Genomic DNA, 24079 nt, shown 5'->3' with positions numbered 1-24079 from the left:
GACAGAGCCCTACGCCGTAGAGCCTTACGCCGTTCGCGAAGAGCCGTACTCACCAAGGAGGGGCACCATGACCGACGCCCTCGAACTCGACACGCTGTGGCAGGACTTCCACCGCGTGGTGAACATGACCTCGCAGGAGCTGGCCACCTGGTTGCGGGTCAGTGACGCGGACGAGGAGACCGAGCCGCTGCCGGACCAGGCCGGCACACCGACCGGGCAACACGTCCTCGCGATCCTCCAGAAGCGGCGCACGGACCTCACGGACGACGACATCCAGGTGATGTACGACGTCGTGGACACCGTCACCGCCGAGGCGGACCTGGAGAACGAACCCGAGCCCGAACAGACGCGCCGTCGGCACCAGTTGATGACGATCGGCCACGACCCGCTGAGGCCATGAGCGACGACAGGCGCGTCGTACGGGAACTCGTGCGCGCGCACGGACGGACGTTCGCCGAGGAGGCGGGCATCCGCTGAAGGACACCCCGCAGCCGCTGTACCGGCTGCTGGTCCTGGCACTCCTGCTCAGTGCCCGGATCCGCGGCTCGATCGCCGTCGACACCGCCCGTGAACTGTACGAGGCGGGGCTGCGCGATCCGCGCCGGATGGCCGACGCCGACTGGCAGGAGCGGGTGGACGCGCTGGGCCGGGGCGGCTACCGGCGCTACGACGAGCGCACCGCCACCCAACTCGGCGACGGCGCCGAGCTGTTGACCGAGCGGTGGGGCGGCGATCTGCGGCGGCTGCGCGAGGAGGCGGACGGCGACGTCGCCGAACTGCGCCGCCTGCTGCAGGAGTTCCCCGGCATCGGTCCGGCGGGCGCCGACATCTTCCTGCGCGAGGCCCAGCGGGTCTGGCCGGAAGTGGCGCCCTACCTGGACGAAAAGGCCCTCTCGGGCGCCCGGCGGCTCGGCCTGCCCAAGGACCCGGACCGGCTGGCCGACCTCGCCGGGAACACCGAACCGGCCGTGCTCGCCGCGGCGTTGGTGCGGGCGGCCGTCGACAAGGAGGTGGCCGAAGACAGTCTCCGCCGGGCCGCATGATCGTGAAAGACTGCTCGAACACGCCGTCGTCGAGCACAGGAGGCCTGCGTGACCGGGACCGAGCCGGCCGTATCGCGTATCGACACGAGCAGGCCGCATCCGGCCCGGGTGTACGACTGGTTCCTCGGCGGCAAGGACAACTACCCCGTCGACGAGGAACTCGGGCGGCAGATCACCGCGATGCAGGGGGACGCTCCGCGGCACGCGCGGGCCAACCGCCGGTTCATGGAGCGGGCCACGCGGGCGGTCGTCCGGGAGACGGGGATCCGCCAGTTCCTCGATATCGGTTCCGGCATCCCCACCGAACCCAACCTGCATCAGATCGCCCAGTCCGTGGTCCCGGACGCACGGGTGGTGTACGTCGACAACGACCCGATCGTGCTCGCACACGCGGCGGCCCTGCTGCGCGGCACTCCGGAGGGGGCGACCGAGTATGTGCAGGCCGATGCGCGCGAACCGGAGCGGATTCTGGAACAGGCCGCCGCCGTCCTCGACCTCGACCGGCCCGTCGCCCTGTCACTGATCGCGCTCCTGCACTTCATCGCGGACGACGACGGCGCCCATCAGCTCGTGGACACGCTGGTCGACGCGCTGGCGCCGGGCAGCTGTCTGGTGCTGTCGGCGCTGACGGCGGACTTCGACCCGGAGAACGTCGACCGGGGCATCGCGGCCTACCGCGCGAGCGGAGTGACACTCGTGGCTCGTTCCCACACCGAAATGGGCCGGTTCTTCAAGGGACTCGCGCTGCTGGAACCGGGGATCGCCTCCCTGTCGGACTGGCGCCCTTCCGCGGACGAGCACGACGCGCACAAAGAACCCGTGTCGCTGTACGGCGCGGTCGGCTTCAAGCGCTGATTCCGCATCGCACCCACCACCCCGCACCCTCGCTCAGCCGAGCAACCACCCACCGTCCACGGTGAGTTCGACGGCGTTGACGGACCCGTTGCGCAGCAGAAAGTCCACGGCGTCGACCACGTCGGCCATGGTGGCCAGCCGCCCTGTGGGGGTCTCGGTGCGCAGGGCAGCGAGGACCTTCTCCGGCTTGGCCTGCCAGTAGGGGCTGTCGCCGACGACACCCGGGTGGACGGCGTTCACCCGGATCGGCGCGAGTTCGACGGCGAGGGTGTTCATCAGGCCGCGCACGCCCGCGTTGACCGTCGCCACCGTCGTCGCGCCCGGGTAGGGCCGTTCCTTGGCCTGCCCGCCGAACAGCACGATCGCGCTGTCGTCGTGCAGCCGGGACACCAAGGTGTGCACGACCTCGGTGTAACCGACGAGTTTGAGGGTGACGAGCCGCAGGGCGGCGTCGATGTCGTACTCGGTGACCTTGTTGTCGTCACGGGAGACACCCGCGACGACCAGGTGGTCGACGCGCCCGACATCGGCCAGCGCGGCGGCTATCTCCCCCGGCCGGCCGAGGTCGAGACCGATTCCGCCGGCGCCGAACCCCTTGGCGATGGTGTCGGCACGGTGGCCGTCACGGCCGGTCAGCACGACCTCGTCCCCGCGCCCGGCCCGCATCCGGGCGAACTCCAGCCCGATGCCCGACGTACCGCCCACGACGAGGACGCTGCTCATGACTCCATGGCCTCCCTCAGATACTCCCAGTCCCGTGTGAACCGATAGGAGTGGCGCGACGGCGGCTGCGGCGCCTGTGTCTCCAGCCAACGCAGCGGTCCCTGACCGGCGTTGGCGAACCCGTGCACACAACCGGCGCCCGCCCAGGCGCAGTCGCCGGGCCCGAGCCGGTACCGCTCGCCGTCGAACACCGCGTCCGCCTCCCCTTCGAGGAACAGGTACGTCTCCTCGAAGGGGTGGTCGTGCGTCCCCGCGACGCCGTCGGGCGCGTACTGCACCATGAACATCGTCGAGGCGACCGCGCCCAGATCGCCGTCGACCATCATCTTCACGGTGATGCCGCTGTACACGAGCAGCGCGGTGCGCATGCTCGCCGACACCGCGAGCAGGTCCTGGGACTGCTTACCCGGGTCCATCTGCACGGGTTCGAAGTGCCCGAAGGACCGGGTGCGGGGGTCACGGACGTCGATGCGGACGGGGTCGCGCTCGGGCAGCGCGGGCACCGTCTGCGTGTCGTACCCGTAGCGGGCCCGCGGCACCGGCGCGAGCATGTCGGCCCAGCGGCCGGCGCTGTCCCCGGCGCCACGCCAGGCGTGCGGGACGCCGGTCGGGAGGAGGCCGTAGTCGCCCTCTTCGAGGAGGTACGCCCCTTCGGGCACATCGAGGATCACGGCCCCGTAGAGCACATGGAAGCTCTCCTCGTACGAGTGCACATGGGCCGGGACCCGGCCGTCGGGCCGTATCGCGCACAGGCCGAAGCCGGTGTGCACGCTCCCGTCGTCCTCGCCCACCAACTCCCGCCGCCGGTATCCGAGTTCGTCGTAGGGCGGCTCCGGGCCGTCGGCGGCCCGGCGCACCAGGTGTCGGTTCATGCCGCGCTCTTCGCCTCCTTCGCCGCGAGGAGCCGGTCGCGGGACTCCTGGACCAGGCGCCGGGCCCGGTCGAGGTCGGCGACGAGCCGGCCGTCGCGCTTGCGGATCACGCCGTCGACGATGACCGTGTCGACGTTGGAGACGTCGGCCGACAGGGTCACCGCGGCCGCCGCGTCGTGCACCGGGGCGACGTTCAGCGCGGTGGCGTCGATCGCGACGATGTCGGCGCGTTTGCCGGGGGTCAGGGAGCCGGTGCGGTCCTCGACGCCCGCGACGTGCGCGCCGTTCACCGTGGCGATCTCCAGCATCTGACGTGCCGTCAACATGCTGTCCGGCACGGGCATGTTGGCCTTCCAGCAGTCGGCGTTGACCCGGGCGCGTTCGGCGCCGAAGGCCGCGCGGATCTGGGTGAACATGTCGCCGGGCACGGTGGTGACGACGTCGATGCTGAGCGACGGCCGCAGTCCGTACTCGATGGCCTTCATCACGGGCGGCCAGCCGTGCCCCATCTGCACCTCGACCTGCGGCGCGATCGACACCGTGCCGCCGCTGTCGGCGACCATCCGCCACTCGTCGTCGTGGAGGTAGCAGCAGTGGATGTAGGTGGTGTCGGGTCCGAGGAGTCCGAGATCGTTCAGCTGCTTGACCATGCCGAAGCGGCCGGCGAGCCGCCCCATGGCCACGTGCAGGGTGATCGGGATGCCCAGCTCGCGGGCGAGGGCCCACTCTGCGGTGACGACCTCGTTGGTGCAGAACCCGGGGCCACGGGTGGCGAGCGCCATGGTGAGCAGGCCGCCGTCGGAGGCGAAGTACTTCGCGCGGATCCGCCGGACGTCGTCCCCGGGGACGGCGATCTTGCTCTCGAACCAGTAGTCGGCGAGCGAGGTGTTGGCGCTGCCGTACGCGTACTGGGCGCGGATGCCGGTCTCCGTGAGCGCCTGGATCGCGGCGTCCGGGTGCTCGGGTGTGTTGTTGATGTGGGACCAGTCGACGAGGGTCGTGATGCCGGCGTTCAGGCACTCCAGCGAGCCCGCGAGGTTGCCCGCGTACACGTCCTCGGGGGTGTAGAGGGGTGCGAAGGTGTCGAGGATGTCGACGAAGTAGTCGTCCAGGGTGGCGTCCGGGGCGACGCCCCGGATGGGCGCCTCCCAGGTGTGGCGGTGCGTGTCCACGAAGCCGGGGATCACGATACGGCCGGTCATGTCGAGCACTTCGGCGTCGGCGCTGATCTCCCGGTCCACCGCGGCGATCGTCCCGTCCTCGATGAGGACGTCGCCCTGGGGCAGCTCCCCGATGGCGGGGTCCATCGACAGCACATGACCGGCGCGCAGGAGTATCCGATGGGTCATCGCTCTTCCTCCCATGGGGTGTTCAGTACGCGGCGAGGTCCCGGACGGCCGCCACGACCTTCTCGACGGTGGGGATGACCTCCTCTTCGAGTGCGTCGGCGAACGGCAGGGGCACGCACTCCCCCGTCACCCGCCTGACCGGCGCGTCCAGCAACCCGAACCCCTCGTCGGCGACGACCGAGACGAGCGTCGCGCCCCAGCCGCCCTGATACGGGTTCTCCTCGACGGTGACGAGCCGCGAGGTCCTGCCGAGCGAGGCGAGCACGGTGCTCATGTCCAGCGGCACGAGACAGCGCAGGTCGACGACGTCCGCCTCGATGCCCTCGCCGGACAGCAGCTCGGCGGCCTTCAGCGCGAGCGGCACCATCGCGGCGAGGGCGACGAGCGTCACGTCGGCGCCCTCACGGACGACAGCGGCACGGCCCAGCTCGACGACGTGGTCCGGCGGCGGAGGCGTGCCCTTGGTGGCGAGCAGCGCCTTGTGCTCGAAGAAGACGACCGGGTCGTCGCTGCGGATCGCCGCCGCCATCATGCCGATCACGTCGGCGGGCGTCGCCGGTGCCGCGATCTTCAGACCGGGGATCGTGAACGCCCAGTTCTCGGTGGCCTGGGAGTGCTGCGCGCCGAAGCCGAGACCGCCGCCGTTGGCGGTGCGCACGACGAGCGGCACGGTGACCTGACCACCCGTCATGTACCGCACCTTCGGGATCTCGTTGGCGAGGTAGTCCCAGCAACAGGCAAGGAAGTCGGAGAACATGATCTCGGCGACCGGCCGCATCCCGGTCATCGCGGCGCCCATGGCGGCCCCCACTATGGCCTGCTCGGATATGGGCGTGTCCCACACCCGCTCGGCCCCGAACTCCGCTCGCAACCCGACGGTCGTCTTGAACACCCCGCCCGCCTCGCCGATGTCCTCCCCCAGGCATACGACGGTGGGATCGCGCCGCATCTCCCGAGCGATGCCCTCGGCGACCGCCTCCCGGTAGCTGATCACGTCCGCCACGCCGCGCCTCCGTCCGCCCATACGTCGGTCAGCGCCTCGCGCGGATCGGGCGGCGGGGCGGCCTTCGCGACCTCGACCGCATCCCGTACGACGGCACTCGCGCGCTCGTCAGCCGCGGTGATCGTCTCCGGTGCCACCCCCAGCTCGACGAGCCGCCCACGCGCCAGGTCCAACGGGTCGTGCTTCAGCCAGCGTTCGACCTCCTCGGCCGGACGGTAGGTGGCCGGGTCGGCACGGCTGTGCCCGAAGTGCCGGTAGGTCTGCGCCTCCAGCAGTGCGGGCCCGCCCCCTGTCCGGGCCCGCCCCGCGAGCCGGGCCACCACTTCCCGTACGGCGACGACGTCGTTGCCGTCCACCACCTCGCCCGGGATGCCGTACCCGGGCGCCCGGTCGGCCGCGGGCCGGGGCACGGCCGTGACGTCGGCGATCGGGGTGTACTCCATGTAGAGGTTGTTCTCGCAGACGAACAGCACGGGCAGCTTCCATACGGCGGCCAGGTTGAGGGCCTCGTGGAAGGCGCCGATGTTGGTGGCGCCGTCGCCGAAGAAGGCGACCGCGATCTGCTCGGTGCCGCGCAGCCTGGCCGACCAGGCGGCGCCGGCCGCCATCGGGAGGTGGGCGCCGACGATGGCGTACGAACCGAGCATGCCGGTGGCCGCCTTGGTCAGGTGCATGGAGCCGCCCTTGGCCCTGCACAGTCCGGTGGCCCGGCTCATCAGCTCGGCGAGGCACTCCTGCGGGGTCGCTCCGCGCGCCAGCGCGTGGTGGTGGCCGCGGTAGGTGGCGAAGACGTAGTCGTCGGGGCGCAGTGCGGCGCTCGCGCCGACGGCGATGGCCTCGTGTCCGGCGGCGAGGTGGGTGGTGCCTTTGACGAGGCCTTGGAGGAACAGGTCGTGGGCGGCCTTCTCCGTGCGGCGGATGACGGCCATCTGCTCGTAGGCGGCGAGGAGTTCGGCCGGTTCCATCAGCGCGTCCCGTTGCCGTGCGGGGTGTTGAGGTGGGACTGCGACTCGCGGCGGGTGTTGAGCTCGCCGCCCACCGTCCAGTACTTGCGGCCCGCGACCAGCAGTTCCTCGGCCGGGAACTTGGTGATGACCTCGCAGCCGTCGGCGGTGACGACCAGTTCCTCCTCGATGCGGGCGGCGGACCAGCCGTCGGCGGCGGGCCAGTAGGTCTCCAGGGCGAAGACCATGCCCTCTTCGAGGACCTCGGGGTGGTCGAGGGAGACCAGCCGGCTGAAGATCGGCTTCTCCCAGATCGACAGGCCCACGCCGTGCCCGTACTGGAGGGCGAAGGCGGCGGTCTCGTCGGCGAATCCGAACTCCTCGGCGCGCGGCCAGACCTGGACGATGTCGGCGGTGGTGGCTCCCGGCCGGACGAGGGAGATGGCCTCGTCCATGTACGCGCGGCAGCGGACGTAGGCGTCACGTTGGGCGCGGGAGGCGCTGCCCACGGCGAAGGTGCGGTAGTAGCAGGTGCGGTAGCCGAGGTGACTGTGCAGGATGTCGAAGAAGGCGGGGTCGCCGGGGCGGATGAGGCGGTCGCTGTAGACGTGCGGGTGGGGTGAACAGCGCTCGCCGGAGATCGCGTTGACCCCCTCGACGTACTCGCTGCCGAGGTCGTACAGCACCTTGCTGACGACTCCGACGCACTCGTTCTCGCGCACGCCGGGGCGCAGATAGCCGTACAGCTCCTCGTACGCCGCGTCGACCATGGCGCAGGCCTGGGTGAGCAGGGCGATCTCGTCGCCGGTCTTGATGCGGCGCGCCTCCAGGAAGACCTGCTGTCCGTCGACGACCTCGATGCCCTCGGCGCGCAGGGCGGCGAGGATCGGCATCTCGGCGACGTCGATCCCCAGCGGTTCGCCGGCGAGACCGTGCTCGCGCAGTTCGGCGGCGATCTTCGCGGCGACGTCCTGGGCGATCCCCGCGTCCGGGTGGAAGGCGCCGCGGAGGGTGGAGATACCGGCGCGGGCGCCGGTGGGCGGGCCGCCCTTGCCGTCGCTGTAGTCGAGCCAGGGGTTGTAGAGCTGGTGGTGGCGGGCGGCGGAGCCGAAGTCCCAGATGACCGGTTCGCCGCCGCGTACCAGCAGGGCGAAGCGGATCAGCTTGTCCATCGCCCAGGTGCCGATGTGCGTGGCCGTCATGTAGCGGATGTTGGCGAAGTCGAAGCTGAGCACCGCGCCCAGCTCGGAGCGGTTCAGGGTCTCGTTGAGGCGGGCCAGCCGCTGCCCTCGCAGCCGGCCCAGGTCGACGCGCTCTTCCCAGTCGACGGCGTTGGGTCCGAATGTGCGGATCGCCATGGCGACCACCCCCACCTCGGAGTGAACGACCGCACGCGGCGAGTGTCAAGTGTCACTGAACACGAACCAGACGCCCACGGCCGGTACCTCACCATCATTGCGGTAGCGGTGCGGGGTCGTCGACTCGAAGCAGACCGCGTCGCCGGGGCGCATCGTGTACTCGTCGAAACCGAGGGTGAGGATCAGCTCTCCCGAGGTCAGACAGCCGTATTCGGTGCCCGAGTGGCGCATGAGGCCGCCGGAGCCGGAGGAGGCGCCGCCGGGCCGGTAGGTCACCTGCAGGAAGTCGACATCGATGCCGGGAACATGGCCGAGACGCTCCCACACGACACCCGAGTCCAGTTCCAGCACCTCCCGCTCGTCCGGCGTGACCAGCGGTCCGATACGGCGGCCGGGGTCGGCGGTGAAGGCGGCCAGGGCGTGCAGGACGGTGCCGGGGGCTGCCGCCACGGGGGGCACGGCCGCGGGCTCGCCCGCGTCGAAGAGTGACTCGACGGAGATCGCGAGGGCCGTGGTGATCGCGTACAACGTGCTCACGGAGGGCTGGGTCTTGCCGGTCTCGATCTGCGAGATCAGGCTCGCCGAAACCCCGACCTCGCGGGCCAGAGCGCGCAGGCTCGTCCCACGCGCGAGGCGTGCGTGCCGGATGCGCGCTCCGACGGGTGGTGCGTCGGCGGGTGACACGGACGGCTCCTCCCCCGGTTCTGGCGGCCGCTGGGCCGCGGTGTGCAGCCTCATTGAACAGCTGGGACCGGTCATGGCGCCAGCGCGTCAGGCCGCGGCTCGTCCGGGCGCCACCGTTGTCGAGGCTCAGCGCTTCCCCGCCGGCAACAGCGCCCGCACCTCCCACCCCACCCCGCCCCGCGGCCCGGCGTGCAGTTCCCCGCCCAGCGCGGTCACCCGCTCCTTCAGTCCGACGAGGCCGAAGCCGCCGCCGTGCGCGGCCGCCGGAAGCTGTGTGCCGCCGCGGCCGTCGTCCGCGACCGACACCTCCAGGCGCCCGGCGTGGTCCCGCAGGCGGACCTCGATGCGCGCGGCGTCGGCCGCGTGCCGCCGGATGTTGGTCAGCGCCTCCTGCACGACCCGGAAGGCCGCGGCCTGCACCTCGTGCGGGAGGTCGTCGGACACGTCCGGGTCGCGACGCAGGACGACCTGCTGGATCGGGCTCGCGAACCCGTCCGTCAGCTCGGCGATGGCGGCCAGGTCGCCGACCGGGCGGCGGTCGGTCGCCTCGTCGCCGCTGTCGCGCAGCACACCGACCGTGCGGCGCATCGAGGCGAGGGCCTCGGTGGCGGCGCGTTCGATGCCTGCCAGGACGGGGTCGAGTTCCTGCGGCCGGCTCTGCGCCATCATGCGGGCCATCTGTGTCTGCACGAGGATCCCGGTGACATGGTGGGCGACGAAGTCGTGCAGGTCGGCGGCGATGGCCACGCGTTCGGCGCGCCGGGTCTCGCTGACGGCGAGCGTCCGCCGGTAGTCCATGGTGCGCAGATAGACGGCGAGCCCGGCGAAGACACCGACCAGGACCAGGCCGGCCACCATGAAGCCCAGTACGTTGACGTCCGCCGGCCCGAGCAAGCGAACCGGCAACAGCAGCAGCACGCCCACGTCGAGGGCACCGCACCCCCAGGCCCAGCGCGGCGGGCAGTGCCGTACCGCGACGAACAGCAGACAGAGCAGGATCAGGACCTCGCCGGGACCGAAGGTGTTCGCCTTGAGGGTCAACAGCGATGCCACCGTGTAGAGGGCCGAGACCAGGGCGGGGGCGGCGGTGCGCACCTGAGGCGTCAGCCACTCGGGGCGCCGCCCGGCCGGCCACAGCACGCCGGCCAGGCCCACGGCCAGCACGGCCAGGGTCGGCCAGATGGGGCTCGCCGTCGGCAGGACGCTCGTCCCGTCGCTTCCCGCCATGAGGACGTCGACGACACAGGCGGCGAGCAGGACACCGACGGCGAAACCCCGGGCGCAGCCGCGGGGGGAAACGGACTTCATGCCGATCACGGTAGGTGAGGCCGTGCGCGGCGGGATCGGCCGATCGGCCGAGGGCCCGCCGCTGACGCCGACCTTATGGCCGAGGCGCGCGGCCGGGCGCGCGAGCGAGGGTGGAGCCGCATGCTCACCGCGGGCTTACGGACGCACGGACTTACGGACCCTCGGACTTACGAACCCACAGACTGACGGACCCACAGACTGACGGACCCACAGACATCAGAAGTACGCGATACAGCGGTCGCCTGACCCCGCCTTCCCTGGAGCCGAGGGCCAACCCGGGGCCGCCCCCACCCCTCACCCCCGTAGGGCATGATCGACCCATGACCGTCCCGACTCCGCCCGGCGCGCCCATCCGCGTCCTCATCGCCGACGACCAGGAGATGGTCCGCACCGGCTTCCGCTTCTTCCTCGACGCCCAGCCCGACATCACCGTGGTCGCCGAGGCCGCCGACGGCGAGGAGGCTGTGGCGCTGGCCCGGCGGGAGCGGCCGGACGTGTGTCTGCTGGACATCCGGATGCCGAAGCTGGACGGCCTGGAGGCGACCCGGCTGCTGGCGGGTCCCGAGGTGGCGGACCCGATGCGGGTGGTCGTCGTGACGACGTTCGACCTCGACGAGTACGTGTACGGGGCGCTGCGCGGCGGCGCGTGCGGCTTCCTGCTGAAGGACTCGGGGCCCACCCTCCTCGCGGAGGCGGTCCGTGCCGCCGCGGCCGGCGACTCGCTGGTCTCGCCGTCGGTCACGGTCCGCCTGCTCAAGCACGTCACCGCCCCGCAGACCGTCGCCGCCACCCCTGCTCCGGCGAAGCCCGCCCCGCCCTCGGAGCCCCTCACCGACCGCGAGCTCGACGTGGTCCGCCTGGTCGCCCTCGGCCGTACGAACGCCGAGATCGCCGCCGAGCTGTACGTCTCCCTGTCCACGGTCAAGACGCACCTGTCCAGCGTGCAGCTCAAACTGTCCGCCCGGAACCGTGTCGAGATCGCCGCCTGGGCCTGGCAGCACGGGTACGGCCGGCCCGGCACATGACCCGTCGGCCCGCCCGGCCGCGCTCACCCGAACGGGCCGGTGCCGCTGGTGGGCCGAGAGGGCCGGTGGTGCCCTGAGGACACCTGTCCCGTGTCCCAGGAGGCCCCGCGATGAGCCGTCGCCCTTCCCGCCCCGTCCGTGTCGTCGCCTCTGCCCTGGCGGCAGGCGCGCTGCTGACCACCGCGGCCTGCTCGGACGACGGCGCCGGAAGCGGTTCGCGGGCCTCGGAGGCCTCCGCGTCCCCCCTCGCACGGCAGCAGCCGACCTACTCTCCCAGCCCCACTCTCACCGAGGCGGGCGCACAGGCCGCGCTGATCACCGAGGCGGACATCGAGGACGACTGGACGCAGGTCAAGGACACCACGGCCGAGAACTGGCACGACAGCCTGCTCATCGGCACCGTCGACGTCTCGGACTTCCTCACCGCCAAGGCCGACGCCGCCGACTGCCAGCGGCTCCTCGACTCCCTCTTCGACGACGACCTGCTGGGCAGACCGTCGGGGGCGTCCGCGCTGCGCGGCTTCGAGGAGGGCGACTCGCGCCTGCTGTACCAGGTCGCCTCCTACGACCGGACCGACCCGCAGGACTCCCTGGACTGGATGGCGAGCCTGCCCCAGAAGTGCGACCGGTTCACCGCGAACGACAACGGCGAGCAGCGCACCGTCCAGGTCGTCGAGACCTCGCTGCCCGACGTGGGCGACGCCCGCGAGGGCCTGCTGGTGACGGTGCAGGGCACGGTCGATGACACGCCTGCCACGCTCACCCTCAACGTCGCGGCCGTACGCGTCGGTGCCGACGCGATCACCGTCACGGCGGGCGGTCTCGACGGGGACGAGGACGACTCGGTCAAGGAGGCCCTGGAGAACGGCACCCAGCGCCTCGAGGACGTCCGGGCCGGCAAGACGCCCGCGGCGAGCCCCAGCTAGATCGAGTGACAGCTCCGGCGGTTCTCCCCGCCGCACGCCAACAGCCGTACCGGCTACCGGCTGTGCCGATTCCCGGGACAGCGTGATCAACGGGACGGCACAATGGCGGCGATGGCCGGTTTCGGTCGTTCGTGCGAGGAGAGGACGAGTCGTGAGTGATGGCCACACCCCGTCGGGCGGGTCGGCGAAGCTGAACACCGGTGTGGCGCACAACGCGCGCGTGTGGAACTACTGGATCGGCGGCAAGGACAACTACGAGGTCGACCAGCAGGTCGGCGAACAGGTCGCCGGGATGTTCCCGATCATCCGGGACATCGCCCGCGCGGACCGTGAGTTCCTCGGCCGGGCGGTGCGCTTCGTGGCCGAGGAGCGGGGCATACGGCAGTTCCTGGATATCGGCACCGGGCTGCCGACGGCGGAGAACACCCACGAGATCGCCCAGCTCGTCGCGCCCGACTCACGGATCGTGTACGTCGACAACGACCCGATCGTCCTCGTGCACGCCCGCACGCTGCTCACCGGCACCCGCGAGGGCGTCACCGCCTACATCGACGCCGATGTGCACGACCCGGACGCCATCATCGAACGCGCCGGGCAGACCCTGGACTTCACCGAGCCCGTCGCCGTGATGATGCTGGGCATCCTCAACTTCGTCCTGGACTACGACAAGGCCCGCGAGATCGTACGGCGCGTCCTGGCCGCGGTCCCCTCCGGCAGCCTCCTGGTCCTCACCCACCCCACCTTCGACTCCGAGCTCGGCGGCGAGGGCCAGATCCCGGCGATGAAGTTCTGGAACGAGAACGCCACGCCGCCGATCACGGCTCGCAGCGGCACGGACATCGCCGCGTTCTTCGACGGTCTGGAGCTGCTGGAGCCGGGCATGGTGTCCTGCTCGCAGTGGCGCGCCCCCGGCTCCCCCGTCCCGGTGCCGCAGTACGGCGCCGTGGCCGTGAAACCCTGACGCCCGGGCAGGGACCGTCCGTACAGCTCCGCCGCGTATGGTCTGGCCGAGGTTCTCCCGGCTCGGCACACTGGCGTTCGGCCGCGGCCTGATCGACCTGCTCCAGGACCTGCCTCTACGGACTGCCCGCCCCCGACCCCCGTCAGCCCCGCGACTGAGCGTTCGCAATTCCCGGAAAGTATGATCAAGCAATGTCTGACTTGACCGAAACCACGCCCGGCTGGCTGTCCCCCGACGATCTGGAGATGGCACGCGCCCGCATGCCGATCCTGTATGTCGAGGCCGTGCCCGTGCGCGTCGACGACAGCGGCGAGGTCACCAGCATCGGCCTGCTGCTGCGCATCGGACCGGACGGTACGGTCAGCCGGACCCTGGTCTCCGGCCGCGTACTGCACCACGAGCGCGTCCGCGACGCCCTCCTGCGCCACCTGGAGAAGGACCTCGGCCCGGTGGCGCTCCCCCGCGTCCCGACGTCCCTGCAGCCGTTCACCGTCGCGGAGTACTTCCCGACGCAGGGCATCACGCCGTACCACGACCCGCGCCAGCACGCGGTCTCCCTCGCCTACGTCGTCCCGGTCACCGGCGACTGCCGCCCCCGCCAGGACGCCCTGGACCTGGTCTGGTTCAGCCCGCAGGAGGCCCTGTCGCCGGCGGTGCAGAGCGAGATGCCGGGCGGGCACGGGGTGCTGCTGAAGCAGGCGCTGGCGCATGTGGGCTGCGTGGTCTGACCGGCGAAGAGGGGCCGCGGGGCGTGTCCGTCGTCGTGGTCGGCGCCGGGATCGTCGGCGCGTCCGTGGCGTACCACCTGGCGCGCTGTGGAGCGCCAGTGACCCTGATCGACCGGGGCGCAGCACCTGCCACCGGGGTGACCGGCGGCTCCTTCGCGTGGATCGGGGGCCTGGGCGGCGACTGGCCCGGTGGCGCACAGGATCTGCGGGGTTCGGTACTGGCGGACTACCGACGGCTGGAGGCCGAGCTGCCGGACGTCGCGGTGCGCTGGAGCGGCTCGCTGGCGTGGGGCGGCACTCCGGTGGGGCCCGAGTCGGGTGAAGGCCGGTTCCGGGTGGGGGCCGACGAGATCAGGCGGATGGAGCCCGGCCTGCGCGTGCCTCCCGAGTGGGCCGTGCACACGCCGTCGGACGGCGGGGTGGATCCGGTGGCGGTCACGGGCGCGCTGGTGCGAGCCGCTCGCGCGCTGGGCGCGCAGGTGGTCCTCGGTGCGGGCGAAGTCGCCCTGAAGATCACCGGTAGCGGGGTCACAGGGGTGACCTCGTCCGCGGGGTTTTGTCCGGCGTCGACGGTGGTCCTGGCGGCCGGCACCGCGGTCCCCGAGCTGGTCGCGCCGCTGGGCGTCGAGCTGCCCATCGACGCGTCCCCCGCCTGCCTGGTGCGCCTCGCGGCGCCGCCCGGCCTGGTGCGCACGATCGTCGCGGGGCCGGATTTCGAGGTGCGGGAAGGGCGGGAGGGGCAGTTGCTGATGACCGTCCCCCGGCCGTCCGACGGGGACACCGCGCTGCGCCGCCTGCGGGCGGCCTTCCACGGGGCGGACGGCTGCCGCGTCCTGGACTGCCGTGTCAGCGCCCGCCCGCTACCGGCCGACGGCCCGCTGCTGGGCCCCCTGACACCGGACGGGTCCGTGTACGTGGCCGTCCTGCACTCGGCCGTCACCCTGGCACCCACGGTCGGACGGCTGGTCGCGCAGGAACTCGTCACCGGCGAAGCCGTCGGCGAGCTGCGCCGGTGCCGACCGGGCAGCGGCGCGTGACGGAGCGGATTCCGCGGTCGTAAGGCTCGCGCGCGCTCACTCCGGTTGGCCGGGGTGGCGATGTGCCAGGTCGGGCTCGTCGCCCTTGCGCTGGGTCGTGCCGGGCTCGCCGCTGTCCCTGCGCCACTCCACCACCAGCTCGTCCTTGGCGCCGAAGCGGACCAGATGCCGGCCCACGACGTCCTCGAACAGCTCCAGGCGCTCGGCGTCGGCCTCGACCGACAGCAGCAGGGCACCCTCGGCCGCGGTGAGGGTGCCGGTCCCGCCCTGGAAGAGGATCCGGCCCTCCCCTGTCTCCTCGTCCCAGCTGGTCTCACTGCGGCGGCCCAGGTGGGAGGCGAGTTGCTTGGCATAGCGGTGGGGACGGTCGGTGACGACGCGGGCTTCGGAGCGGGGCATGACGGACTCCCGGTGTGACAGGTGTGACGGCAAGCGCGGAACGCCTCGATCATGCCGCAAGGAGGTGAAGGGCGGACGCTGTCGGCGGCCACCTTCGTGCGCAAGGTACGGATGCGGCTTCATCGGCCGTCTGGACCGGCTGCGGTGGACGCTGTCGCGTACTGCGCCGCACGAGCACGGAGCACGCCGAGTCGGCCACGCGTCCACCTCGCCGGTCTACGCACGGGTACGCCGGGGCGGCGCGGCGGCCGAGCCCGAAGCGGTGAGTGCGAACGCCGTCTCCACCAGGGCGATGTGGCTGAACGCCTGGGGCGTATTGCCCAGTTGACGCCCCGCGTCCGGATCCCACTGCTCCGAGAGCAGACCGACGTCGTTACGGATGGCGAGCACCCGCTCGAAAGACTCCCGGGCCTGCTCGGCGTGGCCGGTCGCGGCAAGGGCATCGACGTACCACAGGGTGCACGCCACGAAGGTGCCCTCCGCACCGTTCGCACCGTCCGCATGGGGCACACCGTCCCGGCCCGGCGCGTACCGCCGCACGAAGCCCCCATGGTTCAGCCCCCGCATCGCTCGGACGGTGCCGAGCACCCGCTCGTCGAGGGCCGGCAGGAAGCCGAGACGGGGCATCAGCAGCGCCGAGGCGTCCAGGGCCGAAGAGCCGTAGGACTGCACGAAGGACCGCTGTCGCCCGTCCCACCCTTCACGGCACACCTGCCGGTGGACCTCGTCCCGCATGGCCCGCCACATGTCCGAGGGGCCGTTGCGGCCCAGCAGCTGCCCCATCCGCAGAGCACGGTCGGCGGCCACCCAGGCCATGACCTTGGAGTGGACGAACTGCCGTGCCGGGCCACGCACTTGCCACAGCCCCTGGTCCGGCTCCCGCCAGTGCCGTTGTACAAAGCCCATCAGCGCCTCGACCAGGCCCCACACATGGGCCGCCATGGGGATCCCGGCCCGCAGCGACAGGCAGAGGGCGTCCAGGACCTCGCCGTACACGTCCAGCTGGAACTGGTTCATCGCGGAGTTGCCGAACCGGACCGGCCGTGACCCCTCATAGCCGGGCAGCCACGGCGCCTCGGTCTCCGGCAGCAGCCGCTGTCCGCCGACGCCGTACACGGTCTGCAGATCGGCTGGATCCCCCGCGATGGCCCGCACCAGCCAGTCCAGCCAGGCGCTCGCCTCGTCGCGGTAGCCACTGCGCAGCAGACAGGACAGGGTCAGGGTGGAATCACGCAGCCAGCAGTACCGGTGGTCCCAGTTGCGTTCCCCGCCGATGCAGCCGGGCAGCGAGGTCGTGGGCGCCGCGACGATGCCGCCGGTGGGCGCGTACGTGAGCGCCTTCAGCGTGATGAGGGACCGCAGCACGGCGTCCCGCCACGGCCCCTCGTAGCGGCACTGACCGCTCCAGAGCCGCCAGAAGTCACGAGTCTCCTTCAGCAGCGTCTCGGCGGGGATGCACAGCGGTGCGGGCGTCCCGGGCAGATGGGAGGGCGACCAGACCAGGGTCAGCGCCAGCCGCCGTCCGGCGGGAACGGTGAAGTCGTGCAGCGTCGAGTCCCCGCCGCCGACCGCCCGCACCGGGCCGTCGGCGTCCAGCCAGACGGCGTCCGGGCCGGCGACCGCCACCGCGCACCGGTCGACGGCCCGGATCCAGGGCACGACACGGCCCTGGTGGAAGCGCAGCTGCAGCTCGCTGCGCATGGGCACCGCGCCCGACAGGCCCTCGACCACGCGGACGAGGCAGGGCACTTCGGACCTGGGCGGCATGAAGTCCGTGACCCGCACGGCCCCGGTGGCGGTCTCCCACTCGGATCGCAGGACGAGGGTGTCCGGCTCGTAGGATCGCCGCGTGCAGGGGCCCCGGGCCAAGGGAGAGACCCGCCAGAAGCCGTGCTCCTCCGTCCCCAGCAGGGCGGCCATACAGGCAGGCGAGTCGAAGCGGGGCAGGCACAGCCAGTCGACGGCGCCGTTCCTGCCGACCATGGCGGCGGTTTCCAGGTCGCTGATGAGGGCGTAGTCCTCGATGGGTGCACTCATGATCGACAGTCACTCACAGTCGGCCGCCAGGAGCGGTGCATCCGGCACCGAGGTGACGCCGACGGCGGCGGCAGCTCCGCCATCGGCTCATTCTGCGGGGCGGTCCGTTCCGCATCATTGATCACCATGACGGGATCCGTGGATCCGTATATTTACGACGTATACGTACATGTTCACCCGATGGGGCCACCGAGTCAACCCCGCCCCTCGCCGCACACTCGGCCCCTCGAACACCCCGCCTTCGCCCGCCCCTTGACCCTCACACCCCCAAGGGAGAACATGGGGCATATACGCCGTAAACATACACATTCAGGACATGTCCAGCCGCCTCTCCGGATCGGGTGAGGCCCCGATCCTGAGCATCGGAACCGCACTTCCCCACAACACTTCCGTCCACGGAGCACCGATGTACCCCCTTCCTGTCCGGCGGAGCGCCCAGCGGATTTCTGATGTCGCCCAGGAGTACGAGTCCGCGCGAATCGACCATGCCGCGGCAGCCGTCGCTGTCGTCGGCCTGGGATACGTCGGTCTTCCCACGGCCCTGGCCCTGCTCGCGGCGGGCAACGAAGTGATCGGCATCGACCTGAGCGAGAGCCGGTTGGAGGCCATCCGCCGCCGCGAGGTGGACCTCGTGCCCATCGACCACCAGCGTCTCGCCACCTACGTCGACGACCCCCGCTTCACCATCACCTCCGACCCCGCTGCGACGGCCCGGGCGCGCACCGTCGTGATCTGTGTGCCGACCCCGATCGACCGCCACCTCGTGCCCGACCTTCGCGCGGTCTCCGCGGCCTGCGCCTCGGTGGTCGAGCACGCCGTACCCGGCCAGCTGTTGATGCTCACCTCGACCACCTACGTGGGCGCCACCCGCGATCTGCTGGTGGCGCCGCTGACCGAGCGCGGCTTCCGGGTCGGCGGCGATGTGTTCGTCGCCTTCTCACCGGAGCGCATCGACCCCGGCCTCATCAACGACCACCCGCACGTCTCCCACGACCGCACGCCGCGCGTGGTCGGCGGCACGGGCGAGCTGAGCACCGAGCTGGCCGCGGCCGTTCTGCAACGGACCGCGCCCGCCGTACATCTGGTCTCCTCGGCCGAGGAGGCCGAGATGACCAAGCTGTGGGAGAACACGTTCCGGGCCGTCAACCTCGCACTGGCCAACGAGTTCGCCGAGGACTGCCGTGCTCTCGGCCTGCGACCACGGCCGATCATCGAGGCGGCGGCGACCAAGCCCTACGGTTTCGTGGCCCACTATCCGGGCCCCGGCGTGGGCGGCCACTGCATCCCCTGCGATCCGCACTATCTGCTCTGGCAGTTGCGGGCCCTGCGCGTCACCTCCCCGCTCATCGAAACGGCCATGACCGCCATCGCGGCCCGGCCACGGCAGGTCGTGCGCCGAGCGCGGGACATCCTCGCCGACCGGGGCCACAGCACCTCGGGCGCCCGGATCCTGATCGTGGGCGTCGCCTACAAGGCGGGCGTCGCCGACCTTCGGGAGTCGCCTGCCGTGGAGATCCTGGGCGAACTGGCCGAGGAGGGCGCCAAGGTGCACTTCACGGACCCGCTGGTGCCCACCGTCAAGCTCGGCGCCAAGGTGCTCGCCAGCGTCACCGAGCCGGAGGCGGAGCAGTGGGATCTGGTCGTGGTTCACACGATGCAGCCGGGTGCCGAGCTGGGTTGGCTGGCCGATCAGCCGGCCGTGCTGGACGCCACCCACCGGCTCGACCCGCTCAAGGCCAAGGCCGTCCTATGAGCGACACTCGACAGCACGCCCTCCGGGCCGTCTACGTCGACGGCGAGCGTCCCGGTCCGGGCGCCGCACCGGCTCCGCGCCCGCTGGAATCGCAGAAGCCGCAGCACCGTGATCCGGGCCGTGATCCGGCGCCGGCGCGGCCCGGACCTTCTCGGACCATGCTCACCAGGCCGAAGCCCGCGCCGCCGCCCCTGCCACCGATTCGCTCGGCGAGGCCACAGCGGCCGGGAATAGTGCGCCGTTCGCTGGACCGGCTGCCACCGGACATCCGCTATGCCGCACGGCGCGTGCTGATCTTGATCTTCCTCCTCCCGCTGTTGCTGATCCTGGCGCGGGGGACGCCGGCACTGTTGCGGGACCCGCTGCTGATGAGCTACGGCTTCACCGTCCTGCTCGGCACCATCACGATGTTCTACATCGCCTACAGCCGGTACGACGACCCGTCGGAACGCCCCATGCGCAAGCGGCCCAAGGATGCGGAGAGCTTTCCGGCACTGCCCGCCAAGCCGCGCGTGAGCTTCATGCTCGCGGTCAAGGACGAGGTGGAGAACATCGAGAACTGCGTACGCTCCATGGCCACGAGCGACTACCCGGACCTGCAGGTCATCATCGTCGACGACCTGTCCGGGGACGGCACCCAGGACGTGCTGCGCCGGTTGGAGGCGGAACTCGACATCACGGTGATCTATCTGAAGAAGAACCTCGGCAAGAAGGGCGCCCTCGTCCGCGCCTGCGAGGTGGCCCACGGCGATGTCCTCGCCATGACCGACTCCGACTGTTTCCTGGCCCCGGACGCCCTCGGCCGCTGCGTACGCGCACTGGTCAACCATCCCGAGCTGGGTGCGGTGAGCGGCCACGCCCGCGCGCTCAACGTGGACTTCTCCTTCTGGACGAAGGCCCAGGACGTGTGGTTCGAGGGCCAGTTCCGGGTGGCGAAGGCGACCGAGGCCACCTTCGGCCGTGTCACCTGCGTGTCGGGCCCCTTGGCGGTGTTCCGGCGCGACGCGATCTTCAACTACCTGCCCGCCTGGGAGAACGACCGCTTCATGGGCGCGCCCTTCCGCTTCTCCACCGACCGCCAGCTCACCGGCTACGTCCTGGGCCAGAAGTGGAAGGGCCCGGAGCTCAAGCGCAAGTACGCGGATTCTCCGTTCGTCACCGGCCGGAACTACCCGGAGCGCGCGTGGCGGGTCGGCTACGTGTATTCGGCCAAGGTGTGGACCAACGCCCCGCCCCGCTTCCGCCCCCTCATGAAGCAGCAGATCCGCTGGAAGAAGAGCTTCGTGCGCAACCTGTGCTTCACCGGCTCCTTCATGTGGCGCATGGGCCTGGGACCGGCAACCCTCTACTACGGCCACGTCCTGTGGGTGACCGCCGCCCCCCTCATGGCGTTCCGGCACATGGCCTGGGCGCCGACGCACGGAGGGGCCTTCCTCACCCTGCTCTACCTGTGCGGAATCATCCTCAAGGGCTGCGCCTACGGCCTCGCCTTCAAGATCGACAATCCTGGCGACTCCCGCTGGGTCTACCGGCCTGCGATGGGCCTGCTCTCGACCTTGGTACTGGCCTGGCTGCTGCCGTACTCCCTGGCCACCATCCGGCGCGGGGTCTGGGCGAGAGGTGCGACCTGATGAACAACCTGCGCAAGGTCTGGAACCTGCTCGGCCTCCTGATGTCCCTCGCCGTGGTCGCCGGCTTGTACGCGATGGTGCTCAGCCGGGGAGGCATCCTGCCGTGACCGCGACCGATCCCCTGTCGAAGCCGACGCCCCTGCCCGTCGGGCCCCGTGGACCGACCTGGCGAGTCGCCCGTCATCTCGGCCACTGGTGGCTCCGGACCGCACTGATCCTGCTCGCACTGACCGTACTCGCGGTGCCGTTCTATGCGGCCAGGGAGTACTACCTGCACGAGAAGTACCTGAGCAAGCAGGCCGATCCGCCGGTGGTCCGCCTCGACGCGGCCGACGCCGCGGCAGCGACCCGGGCGGTCGCGGGGCTGCCGGCCGCCACGGCACCCGTCGTGCTGGTCTACCACGAGATCGCCGACGACAGCCCCAGCAAGTACACGGTCACCCCCGAGGCCTTCGACGCCCAGATGGCCGCGCTGGAGCAGGCGGGATACCGCAGCCTGACCACCGAGGAGTTCGTCAACTACCTCAAGGGCGGCCCCGCGCCGCCGAGGTCTGTCTACCTCACCTTCGACGACGGGCCGCACGGCCTGTGGATCAACGCCGACGCCATCCTGGCCCGCCATCGCATGCACGGCACCGTCTTCCTGGTCACCGACCGGCTGAACGACCGCCCGTACTATCTGTCCTGGATGGAGGTCGAGCGCATGGCCGGCAACGGTCGATGGGACTTCCAGGCCCATACCCACGACTCGCACACCCGTCGGCAGATCGACGCCGCCGGACACGTCGGCTCCGCCCTCTCCCACCGCCTGTGGCTGCGGGACGAACGGCGGCTGGAGACGCCGTCGGAGTACCAGGCCCGGGTGAGCGCCGACATCGAGCGGAACCTCGACGAGTTCCGCAACCACGACCTCCCGAGGCCCCAACTGTTCGCCTATCCCTTCTCCGAGGCCACGGAGCGCGGCAACCTGCCCGCGGGGCTGAGTCTGCAGGGCCTGCTGAACAAGCACTACGTGGCCACCATGTCCAACGAAGCGGATCCGCTGCGGCCGCCCGCCGTCGGCAGCCGTCGCGCCGCGGCCGAGCGCATGGTCCAGCGGCTCGAGGTGCTCAGTTCGACCACCGCCGAGCAGCTGCTCTCCAGAATCGCCGCGTGGACCCAAGTGCCGCCCGTCACCTCCGACCCGCTGACCCGGCCCGCGTTGTGGACGCGCACGGACGGCACCGGCCAGAGCGGCGTCGGCGTCTTCACCGAGGGCAAGCCGTTCGCCGACAAGGGGCAGCGTCACGCCGCTGCGGAGTACCGCCCCATGGGCAGCACGGACTGGACCGACTACCGGGTGGACGCCACCATCACCGGACTCGGTGAGAGGACCGGCCAGGCCGCCATAGCGGTACGCAACCGCAGCAAGGACCCGGTCGTGATCAGCGTCGGCCGGGGCACGGCCACACTGGAGCACGGCGGACGCCAGGCGGTCGAACGCCGACTGGTGCCGAAGAGTTCGCACACCCTGAGCATCAGCGTGCGCGGTCCCACCACCACGGCCCGGGTGGACGGCGGCACCGAGTTCAGCTGGACCGCCAAGGACGTCCCCGCCACCGCGCTCACCGGGGGCATCGGCATCCGGGTCGGCAGCAACCGGCCGGGAGCCGCACCTCCGGCCTTCAGCGCGCTGCACCTGACCCCGCTGCCCCAGAAGCCCCCTCCGGCAGCCGGCACCGGGCAACCAGTGGCGGGTTCGGCGCTGCTCGCCCCCGACGCGTACTGGGAGAGCGCCCCCGGGGTGCGGGCGCCGTTCGAGATCAAGGACGGCGTCATCACGCCGCTGGGTCGTAGCGCCCTGTCCGTCTATGGGGCGTATCAGCCCGCCCGGACGCAGGCATGGACCGGCTACACGGCCAGTGGCACGATCTCCAAGCTGTACGATCCGAGGGTGAAAGGTGCAATTCGGGTCAAGGTGGGCAGTCAGCAGGCGATCAGCGTGCAGGTCTCCCACAGCCGACTGGAGGTGCTCGCCGGGAACGCCGACAGCCAGAGCCTGGTCGGCGCACACGACCTGAAGGCGGCCGACTCGCACGAGGTGTCGGTCACGGCGACCGGCCGGTCCACGGTGATCAGCGTGGACGGCAAGGTCAGGATGACGCTGCCGGCCAAGGGAGAGACCGGAGGCGTGGCCTACGCCGCGTACCGGGACACCAACCGCAGCTCCTGGCCGCGCCTGGCCGACCTCAAGGTGGCACCGGTGGCGGGCGGATGAGCAACGCGCCGGCACACCCGCCCGAGGGCCGCGGGATCTCCCGGCGGACACTCATCGGCGGCCTGCTCGTGGCCACGGCGGCGGTTACCGGGACCGGCACGGCCATGTTCATGAAGATGAACGAGGAGGAGTCGCCGAAGCCGACGACCCCTTTCGACCCTTTCGAACCGACCTTCGGCAAGGAGGGCCTCGTCACCAACGCCTTCGCCTTCGTCCACCCGGACAACCCGCACTCGAAGCGCTCCCGGGACTGGGTCACCACCAGCGGTTCCCTCTTCGCCAAGGACGGCGCAGGCTGGACGGGCGTGCCCGACGCCGGGAACACCGGCCCCGACTCCGCCCGTCACACCGAATCAGCCGTCTTCCGTCTGGTCACGCGACGGCGCGACTTCGGGCCGGTGGAGGTGAGTGCGTGGGTCCGGCTGGAGCCGCCGGTGACCACGCGACGCACCCCGGCTCGGGACTGGGACGGCGGCCATGTCTGGCTGCGCTACCACAGTCCCCAGGAGCTGTACGCGCTCAGCTTCCGCCGCCGCGACGACGTGGTGGTGATCAAACGCAAGATTCCGGGGTTCGGCCCCGAGGACGAGGACAGCGGGGGCTACGCGACCCTGGCCGAGGGCAGACACGCCCTCTCCTATGGCGCCTGGCACCATGTGGTGGCGAGCGCGGTCAATCTGCCCTCCGGATCGGTGCGGCTCCGATTGGACATCGACGGGAAGACGGTCCTCACGGGCGAGGACCGCACCCCTGGGCCGCTCCGCCGGCCGGGCGGAGTGGGACTGAGGGCGGACAACACCGAGCTGCTCTTCCGGGATTTCCGTGCCCTGCCAGAGCCCTCCGCACCGACGTCCGAATGACCGGACTCGGCTGTCAGCGCTCGCGATGAACCGGGTCGAGCGGACTGCCCATGCCTACGGCCGGACGGCCGGGCACGGGGTTCGGCGCGCCCGGGCTCCTCCATGTCGTCCCGGAGTATGTCGTCCCGGAGGCTCGGCGCCGAGCGCGATGTCGAGGCCATGCCCGTCTCCCGTTGTGCCGCGGAGAAAAGCACGAGCCCCGTCGCATGCAGAGCGGGCCGAGGGGGCGGCGATCCTGCGCCTGCGGCCCTCCCCCGCGGCCGGGGCTGCGGCTCCACGGGCGCCTCCTCGCGCCGCTTCGACCGGACCGGCAGGGACGGCCGCAC

The 24079-nt window shown here is 71.3% G+C and carries 21 protein-coding genes and 1 pseudogene; 12 read left to right on the top strand and 10 right to left on the bottom strand.

From position 1 onward, the window contains the following. Positions 1-67 precede the first annotated feature (67 nt). The 3 genes and pseudogenes from ACIREI_RS34080 to ACIREI_RS34070 all read left to right on the top strand — a co-directional run bounded on the left by ACIREI_RS34080 (position 68) and on the right by ACIREI_RS34070 (position 1898). Positions 68-400 carry a DUF3140 domain-containing protein gene (locus ACIREI_RS34080; RefSeq protein WP_128436752.1) on the top strand — a complete coding sequence of 111 codons (333 nt, stop codon included), beginning with the start codon at positions 68-70 and terminating at the stop codon, positions 398-400. Beyond that, positions 397-1043: pseudogene (locus ACIREI_RS34075) on the top strand (endonuclease). Before ACIREI_RS34080 ends, ACIREI_RS34075 begins: the two are co-directional and overlap by 4 nt. 48 nt (positions 1044-1091) lie before the next feature. Next, the gene (locus tag ACIREI_RS34070; protein WP_403341246.1) at positions 1092-1898 is read left to right on the top strand and encodes an SAM-dependent methyltransferase; all 807 of its coding nucleotides are present in this window, start codon (positions 1092-1094) and stop codon (positions 1896-1898) included. A 33-nt stretch (positions 1899-1931) separates the two neighbouring features. Here ACIREI_RS34070 and ACIREI_RS34065 read toward each other — a convergent pair whose 3' ends face one another. The 8 genes from ACIREI_RS34065 to ACIREI_RS34030 form a co-directional block, all read right to left on the bottom strand. Then, the gene (locus ACIREI_RS34065; RefSeq protein ID WP_403341243.1) at positions 1932-2621 is read right to left on the bottom strand and encodes an SDR family oxidoreductase; all 690 of its coding nucleotides are present in this window, start codon (positions 2619-2621) and stop codon (positions 1932-1934) included. Next, a complete protein-coding gene (locus ACIREI_RS34060) occupies positions 2618-3493 on the bottom strand; it encodes a cupin domain-containing protein (protein WP_403341240.1) in 876 nt (291 codons plus the stop codon). The genes ACIREI_RS34065 and ACIREI_RS34060 overlap by 4 nt, the downstream gene beginning before the upstream one ends. Further along, positions 3490-4842, bottom strand: a complete 1353-nt coding sequence (locus tag ACIREI_RS34055) for an amidohydrolase family protein (RefSeq protein ID WP_403341237.1) — start codon at positions 4840-4842, stop codon at positions 3490-3492. The genes ACIREI_RS34060 and ACIREI_RS34055 overlap by 4 nt, the downstream gene beginning before the upstream one ends. Before the next feature lie 22 nt (positions 4843-4864). Beyond that, positions 4865-5845, bottom strand: coding sequence for an alpha-ketoacid dehydrogenase subunit beta (locus ACIREI_RS34050; RefSeq protein ID WP_403341234.1), 981 nt, complete (start codon positions 5843-5845; stop codon positions 4865-4867). Next, positions 5833-6810 (bottom strand): thiamine pyrophosphate-dependent dehydrogenase E1 component subunit alpha, encoded by a 978-nt coding sequence (locus tag ACIREI_RS34045; RefSeq protein ID WP_403341231.1) that lies wholly within the window; start codon positions 6808-6810, stop codon positions 5833-5835. The genes ACIREI_RS34050 and ACIREI_RS34045 overlap by 13 nt, the downstream gene beginning before the upstream one ends. Beyond that, positions 6810-8147: a M24 family metallopeptidase gene (locus ACIREI_RS34040; protein WP_403341229.1), complete on the bottom strand. Its 1338-nt coding sequence runs from the start codon at positions 8145-8147 to the stop codon at positions 6810-6812. Before ACIREI_RS34040 ends, ACIREI_RS34045 begins: the two co-directional genes overlap by 1 nt. Before the next feature lie 45 nt (positions 8148-8192). Continuing rightward, a complete protein-coding gene (locus ACIREI_RS34035; RefSeq protein WP_403341226.1) occupies positions 8193-8831 on the bottom strand; it encodes a helix-turn-helix domain-containing protein in 639 nt (212 codons plus the stop codon). A gap of 126 nt (positions 8832-8957) precedes the next feature. After that, the gene (locus ACIREI_RS34030; RefSeq protein ID WP_403341223.1) at positions 8958-10139 is read right to left on the bottom strand and encodes a sensor histidine kinase; all 1182 of its coding nucleotides are present in this window, start codon (positions 10137-10139) and stop codon (positions 8958-8960) included. Positions 10140-10459: 320 nt separating this feature from the next. On the opposite strand from ACIREI_RS34030, the gene ACIREI_RS34025 reads away from it, so the two are divergent. The 5 genes from ACIREI_RS34025 (at position 10460) to ACIREI_RS34005 (ending at position 14816) form a co-directional block, all read left to right on the top strand. Beyond that, on the top strand, positions 10460-11164 hold the full coding sequence (locus ACIREI_RS34025) for a response regulator (protein WP_403341220.1): 705 nt from the start codon (positions 10460-10462) through the stop codon (positions 11162-11164). A gap of 110 nt (positions 11165-11274) precedes the next feature. Next, entirely contained in the window at positions 11275-12090 is an 816-nt protein-coding gene (locus tag ACIREI_RS34020; protein WP_403341219.1) for a hypothetical protein, read from the top strand. Positions 12091-12241: 151 nt separating this feature from the next. Continuing rightward, positions 12242-13051: an SAM-dependent methyltransferase gene (locus ACIREI_RS34015; protein ID WP_403341216.1), complete on the top strand. Its 810-nt coding sequence runs from the start codon at positions 12242-12244 to the stop codon at positions 13049-13051. Positions 13052-13242: 191 nt separating this feature from the next. Continuing rightward, positions 13243-13779 carry an NUDIX hydrolase family protein gene (locus ACIREI_RS34010; RefSeq protein WP_403341214.1) on the top strand — a complete coding sequence of 179 codons (537 nt, stop codon included), beginning with the start codon at positions 13243-13245 and terminating at the stop codon, positions 13777-13779. Positions 13780-13802: 23 nt separating this feature from the next. Continuing rightward, entirely contained in the window at positions 13803-14816 is a 1014-nt protein-coding gene (locus tag ACIREI_RS34005; protein WP_403341211.1) for an NAD(P)/FAD-dependent oxidoreductase, read from the top strand. 36 nt (positions 14817-14852) lie between these two features. Here the strand turns inward: ACIREI_RS34005 and ACIREI_RS34000 are convergent, their stop codons facing one another. Both ACIREI_RS34000 and ACIREI_RS33995 read right to left on the bottom strand, forming a co-directional pair. Continuing rightward, positions 14853-15215: a DUF2218 domain-containing protein gene (locus ACIREI_RS34000; RefSeq protein ID WP_403341208.1), complete on the bottom strand. Its 363-nt coding sequence runs from the start codon at positions 15213-15215 to the stop codon at positions 14853-14855. Between the two features lie 216 nt (positions 15216-15431). Continuing rightward, a complete protein-coding gene (locus ACIREI_RS33995) occupies positions 15432-17252 on the bottom strand; it encodes a glycoside hydrolase family 15 protein (RefSeq protein ID WP_403341206.1) in 1821 nt (606 codons plus the stop codon). A 406-nt stretch (positions 17253-17658) separates the two neighbouring features. Here ACIREI_RS33995 and ACIREI_RS33990 point away from each other — a divergent pair, with 406 nt between their 5' ends. The 4 genes from ACIREI_RS33990 to ACIREI_RS33975 all read left to right on the top strand — a co-directional run bounded on the left by ACIREI_RS33990 (position 17659) and on the right by ACIREI_RS33975 (position 23753). Further along, positions 17659-19005 carry a nucleotide sugar dehydrogenase gene (locus ACIREI_RS33990; protein ID WP_403341204.1) on the top strand — a complete coding sequence of 449 codons (1347 nt, stop codon included), beginning with the start codon at positions 17659-17661 and terminating at the stop codon, positions 19003-19005. A gap of 158 nt (positions 19006-19163) precedes the next feature. Next, the gene (locus ACIREI_RS33985; RefSeq protein WP_403341508.1) at positions 19164-20636 is read left to right on the top strand and encodes a glycosyltransferase; all 1473 of its coding nucleotides are present in this window, start codon (positions 19164-19166) and stop codon (positions 20634-20636) included. A gap of 103 nt (positions 20637-20739) precedes the next feature. Next, on the top strand, positions 20740-22893 hold the full coding sequence (locus ACIREI_RS33980; RefSeq protein ID WP_403341201.1) for a polysaccharide deacetylase family protein: 2154 nt from the start codon (positions 20740-20742) through the stop codon (positions 22891-22893). After that, complete coding sequence (locus ACIREI_RS33975; protein ID WP_403341198.1) at positions 22890-23753, top strand: hypothetical protein; 864 nt, start codon at positions 22890-22892, stop codon at positions 23751-23753. Before ACIREI_RS33980 ends, ACIREI_RS33975 begins: the two co-directional genes overlap by 4 nt. Positions 23754-24079 lie beyond the last annotated feature (326 nt).

This window comes from Streptomyces sp. NPDC093591, assembly GCF_044764885.1.
In the GTDB taxonomy this organism is placed as follows: Bacteria; Actinomycetota; Actinomycetes; order Streptomycetales; family Streptomycetaceae; genus Streptomyces.
The sequence above is the reverse complement of the archived record's forward strand: the minus strand, read 5'-3'. Positions and strand labels throughout refer to the sequence as shown.

Bases quoted from the DNA above. Each gene is read 5' to 3' on its own strand.
- ACIREI_RS33985 (WP_403341508.1), top strand. From the start codon at position 19,164: ATGCTCACCAGGCCGAAGCCCGCGCCGCCGCCCCTGCCACCGATTCGC.
- ACIREI_RS34020 (WP_403341219.1), top strand. From the start codon at position 11,275: ATGAGCCGTCGCCCTTCCCGCCCCGTCCGTGTCGTCGCCTCTGCCCTG.
- ACIREI_RS34080 (WP_128436752.1), top strand. From the start codon at position 68: ATGACCGACGCCCTCGAACTCGACACGCTGTGGCAGGACTTCCACCGC.
- ACIREI_RS34055 (WP_403341237.1), bottom strand. From the start codon at position 4,842: ATGACCCATCGGATACTCCTGCGCGCCGGTCATGTGCTGTCGATGGAC.
- ACIREI_RS34065 (WP_403341243.1), bottom strand. From the start codon at position 2,621: ATGAGCAGCGTCCTCGTCGTGGGCGGTACGTCGGGCATCGGGCTGGAG.
- ACIREI_RS34025 (WP_403341220.1), top strand. From the start codon at position 10,460: ATGACCGTCCCGACTCCGCCCGGCGCGCCCATCCGCGTCCTCATCGCC.
- ACIREI_RS34010 (WP_403341214.1), top strand. From the start codon at position 13,243: ATGTCTGACTTGACCGAAACCACGCCCGGCTGGCTGTCCCCCGACGAT.
- ACIREI_RS33995 (WP_403341206.1), bottom strand. From the start codon at position 17,252: ATGAGTGCACCCATCGAGGACTACGCCCTCATCAGCGACCTGGAAACC.
- ACIREI_RS33975 (WP_403341198.1), top strand. From the start codon at position 22,890: ATGAGCAACGCGCCGGCACACCCGCCCGAGGGCCGCGGGATCTCCCGG.
- ACIREI_RS33990 (WP_403341204.1), top strand. From the start codon at position 17,659: ATGTACCCCCTTCCTGTCCGGCGGAGCGCCCAGCGGATTTCTGATGTC.
- ACIREI_RS34030 (WP_403341223.1), bottom strand. From the start codon at position 10,139: ATGAAGTCCGTTTCCCCCCGCGGCTGCGCCCGGGGTTTCGCCGTCGGT.
- ACIREI_RS34060 (WP_403341240.1), bottom strand. From the start codon at position 3,493: ATGAACCGACACCTGGTGCGCCGGGCCGCCGACGGCCCGGAGCCGCCC.
- ACIREI_RS34000 (WP_403341208.1), bottom strand. From the start codon at position 15,215: ATGCCCCGCTCCGAAGCCCGCGTCGTCACCGACCGTCCCCACCGCTAT.
- ACIREI_RS34040 (WP_403341229.1), bottom strand. From the start codon at position 8,147: ATGGCGATCCGCACATTCGGACCCAACGCCGTCGACTGGGAAGAGCGC.
- ACIREI_RS34045 (WP_403341231.1), bottom strand. From the start codon at position 6,810: ATGGAACCGGCCGAACTCCTCGCCGCCTACGAGCAGATGGCCGTCATC.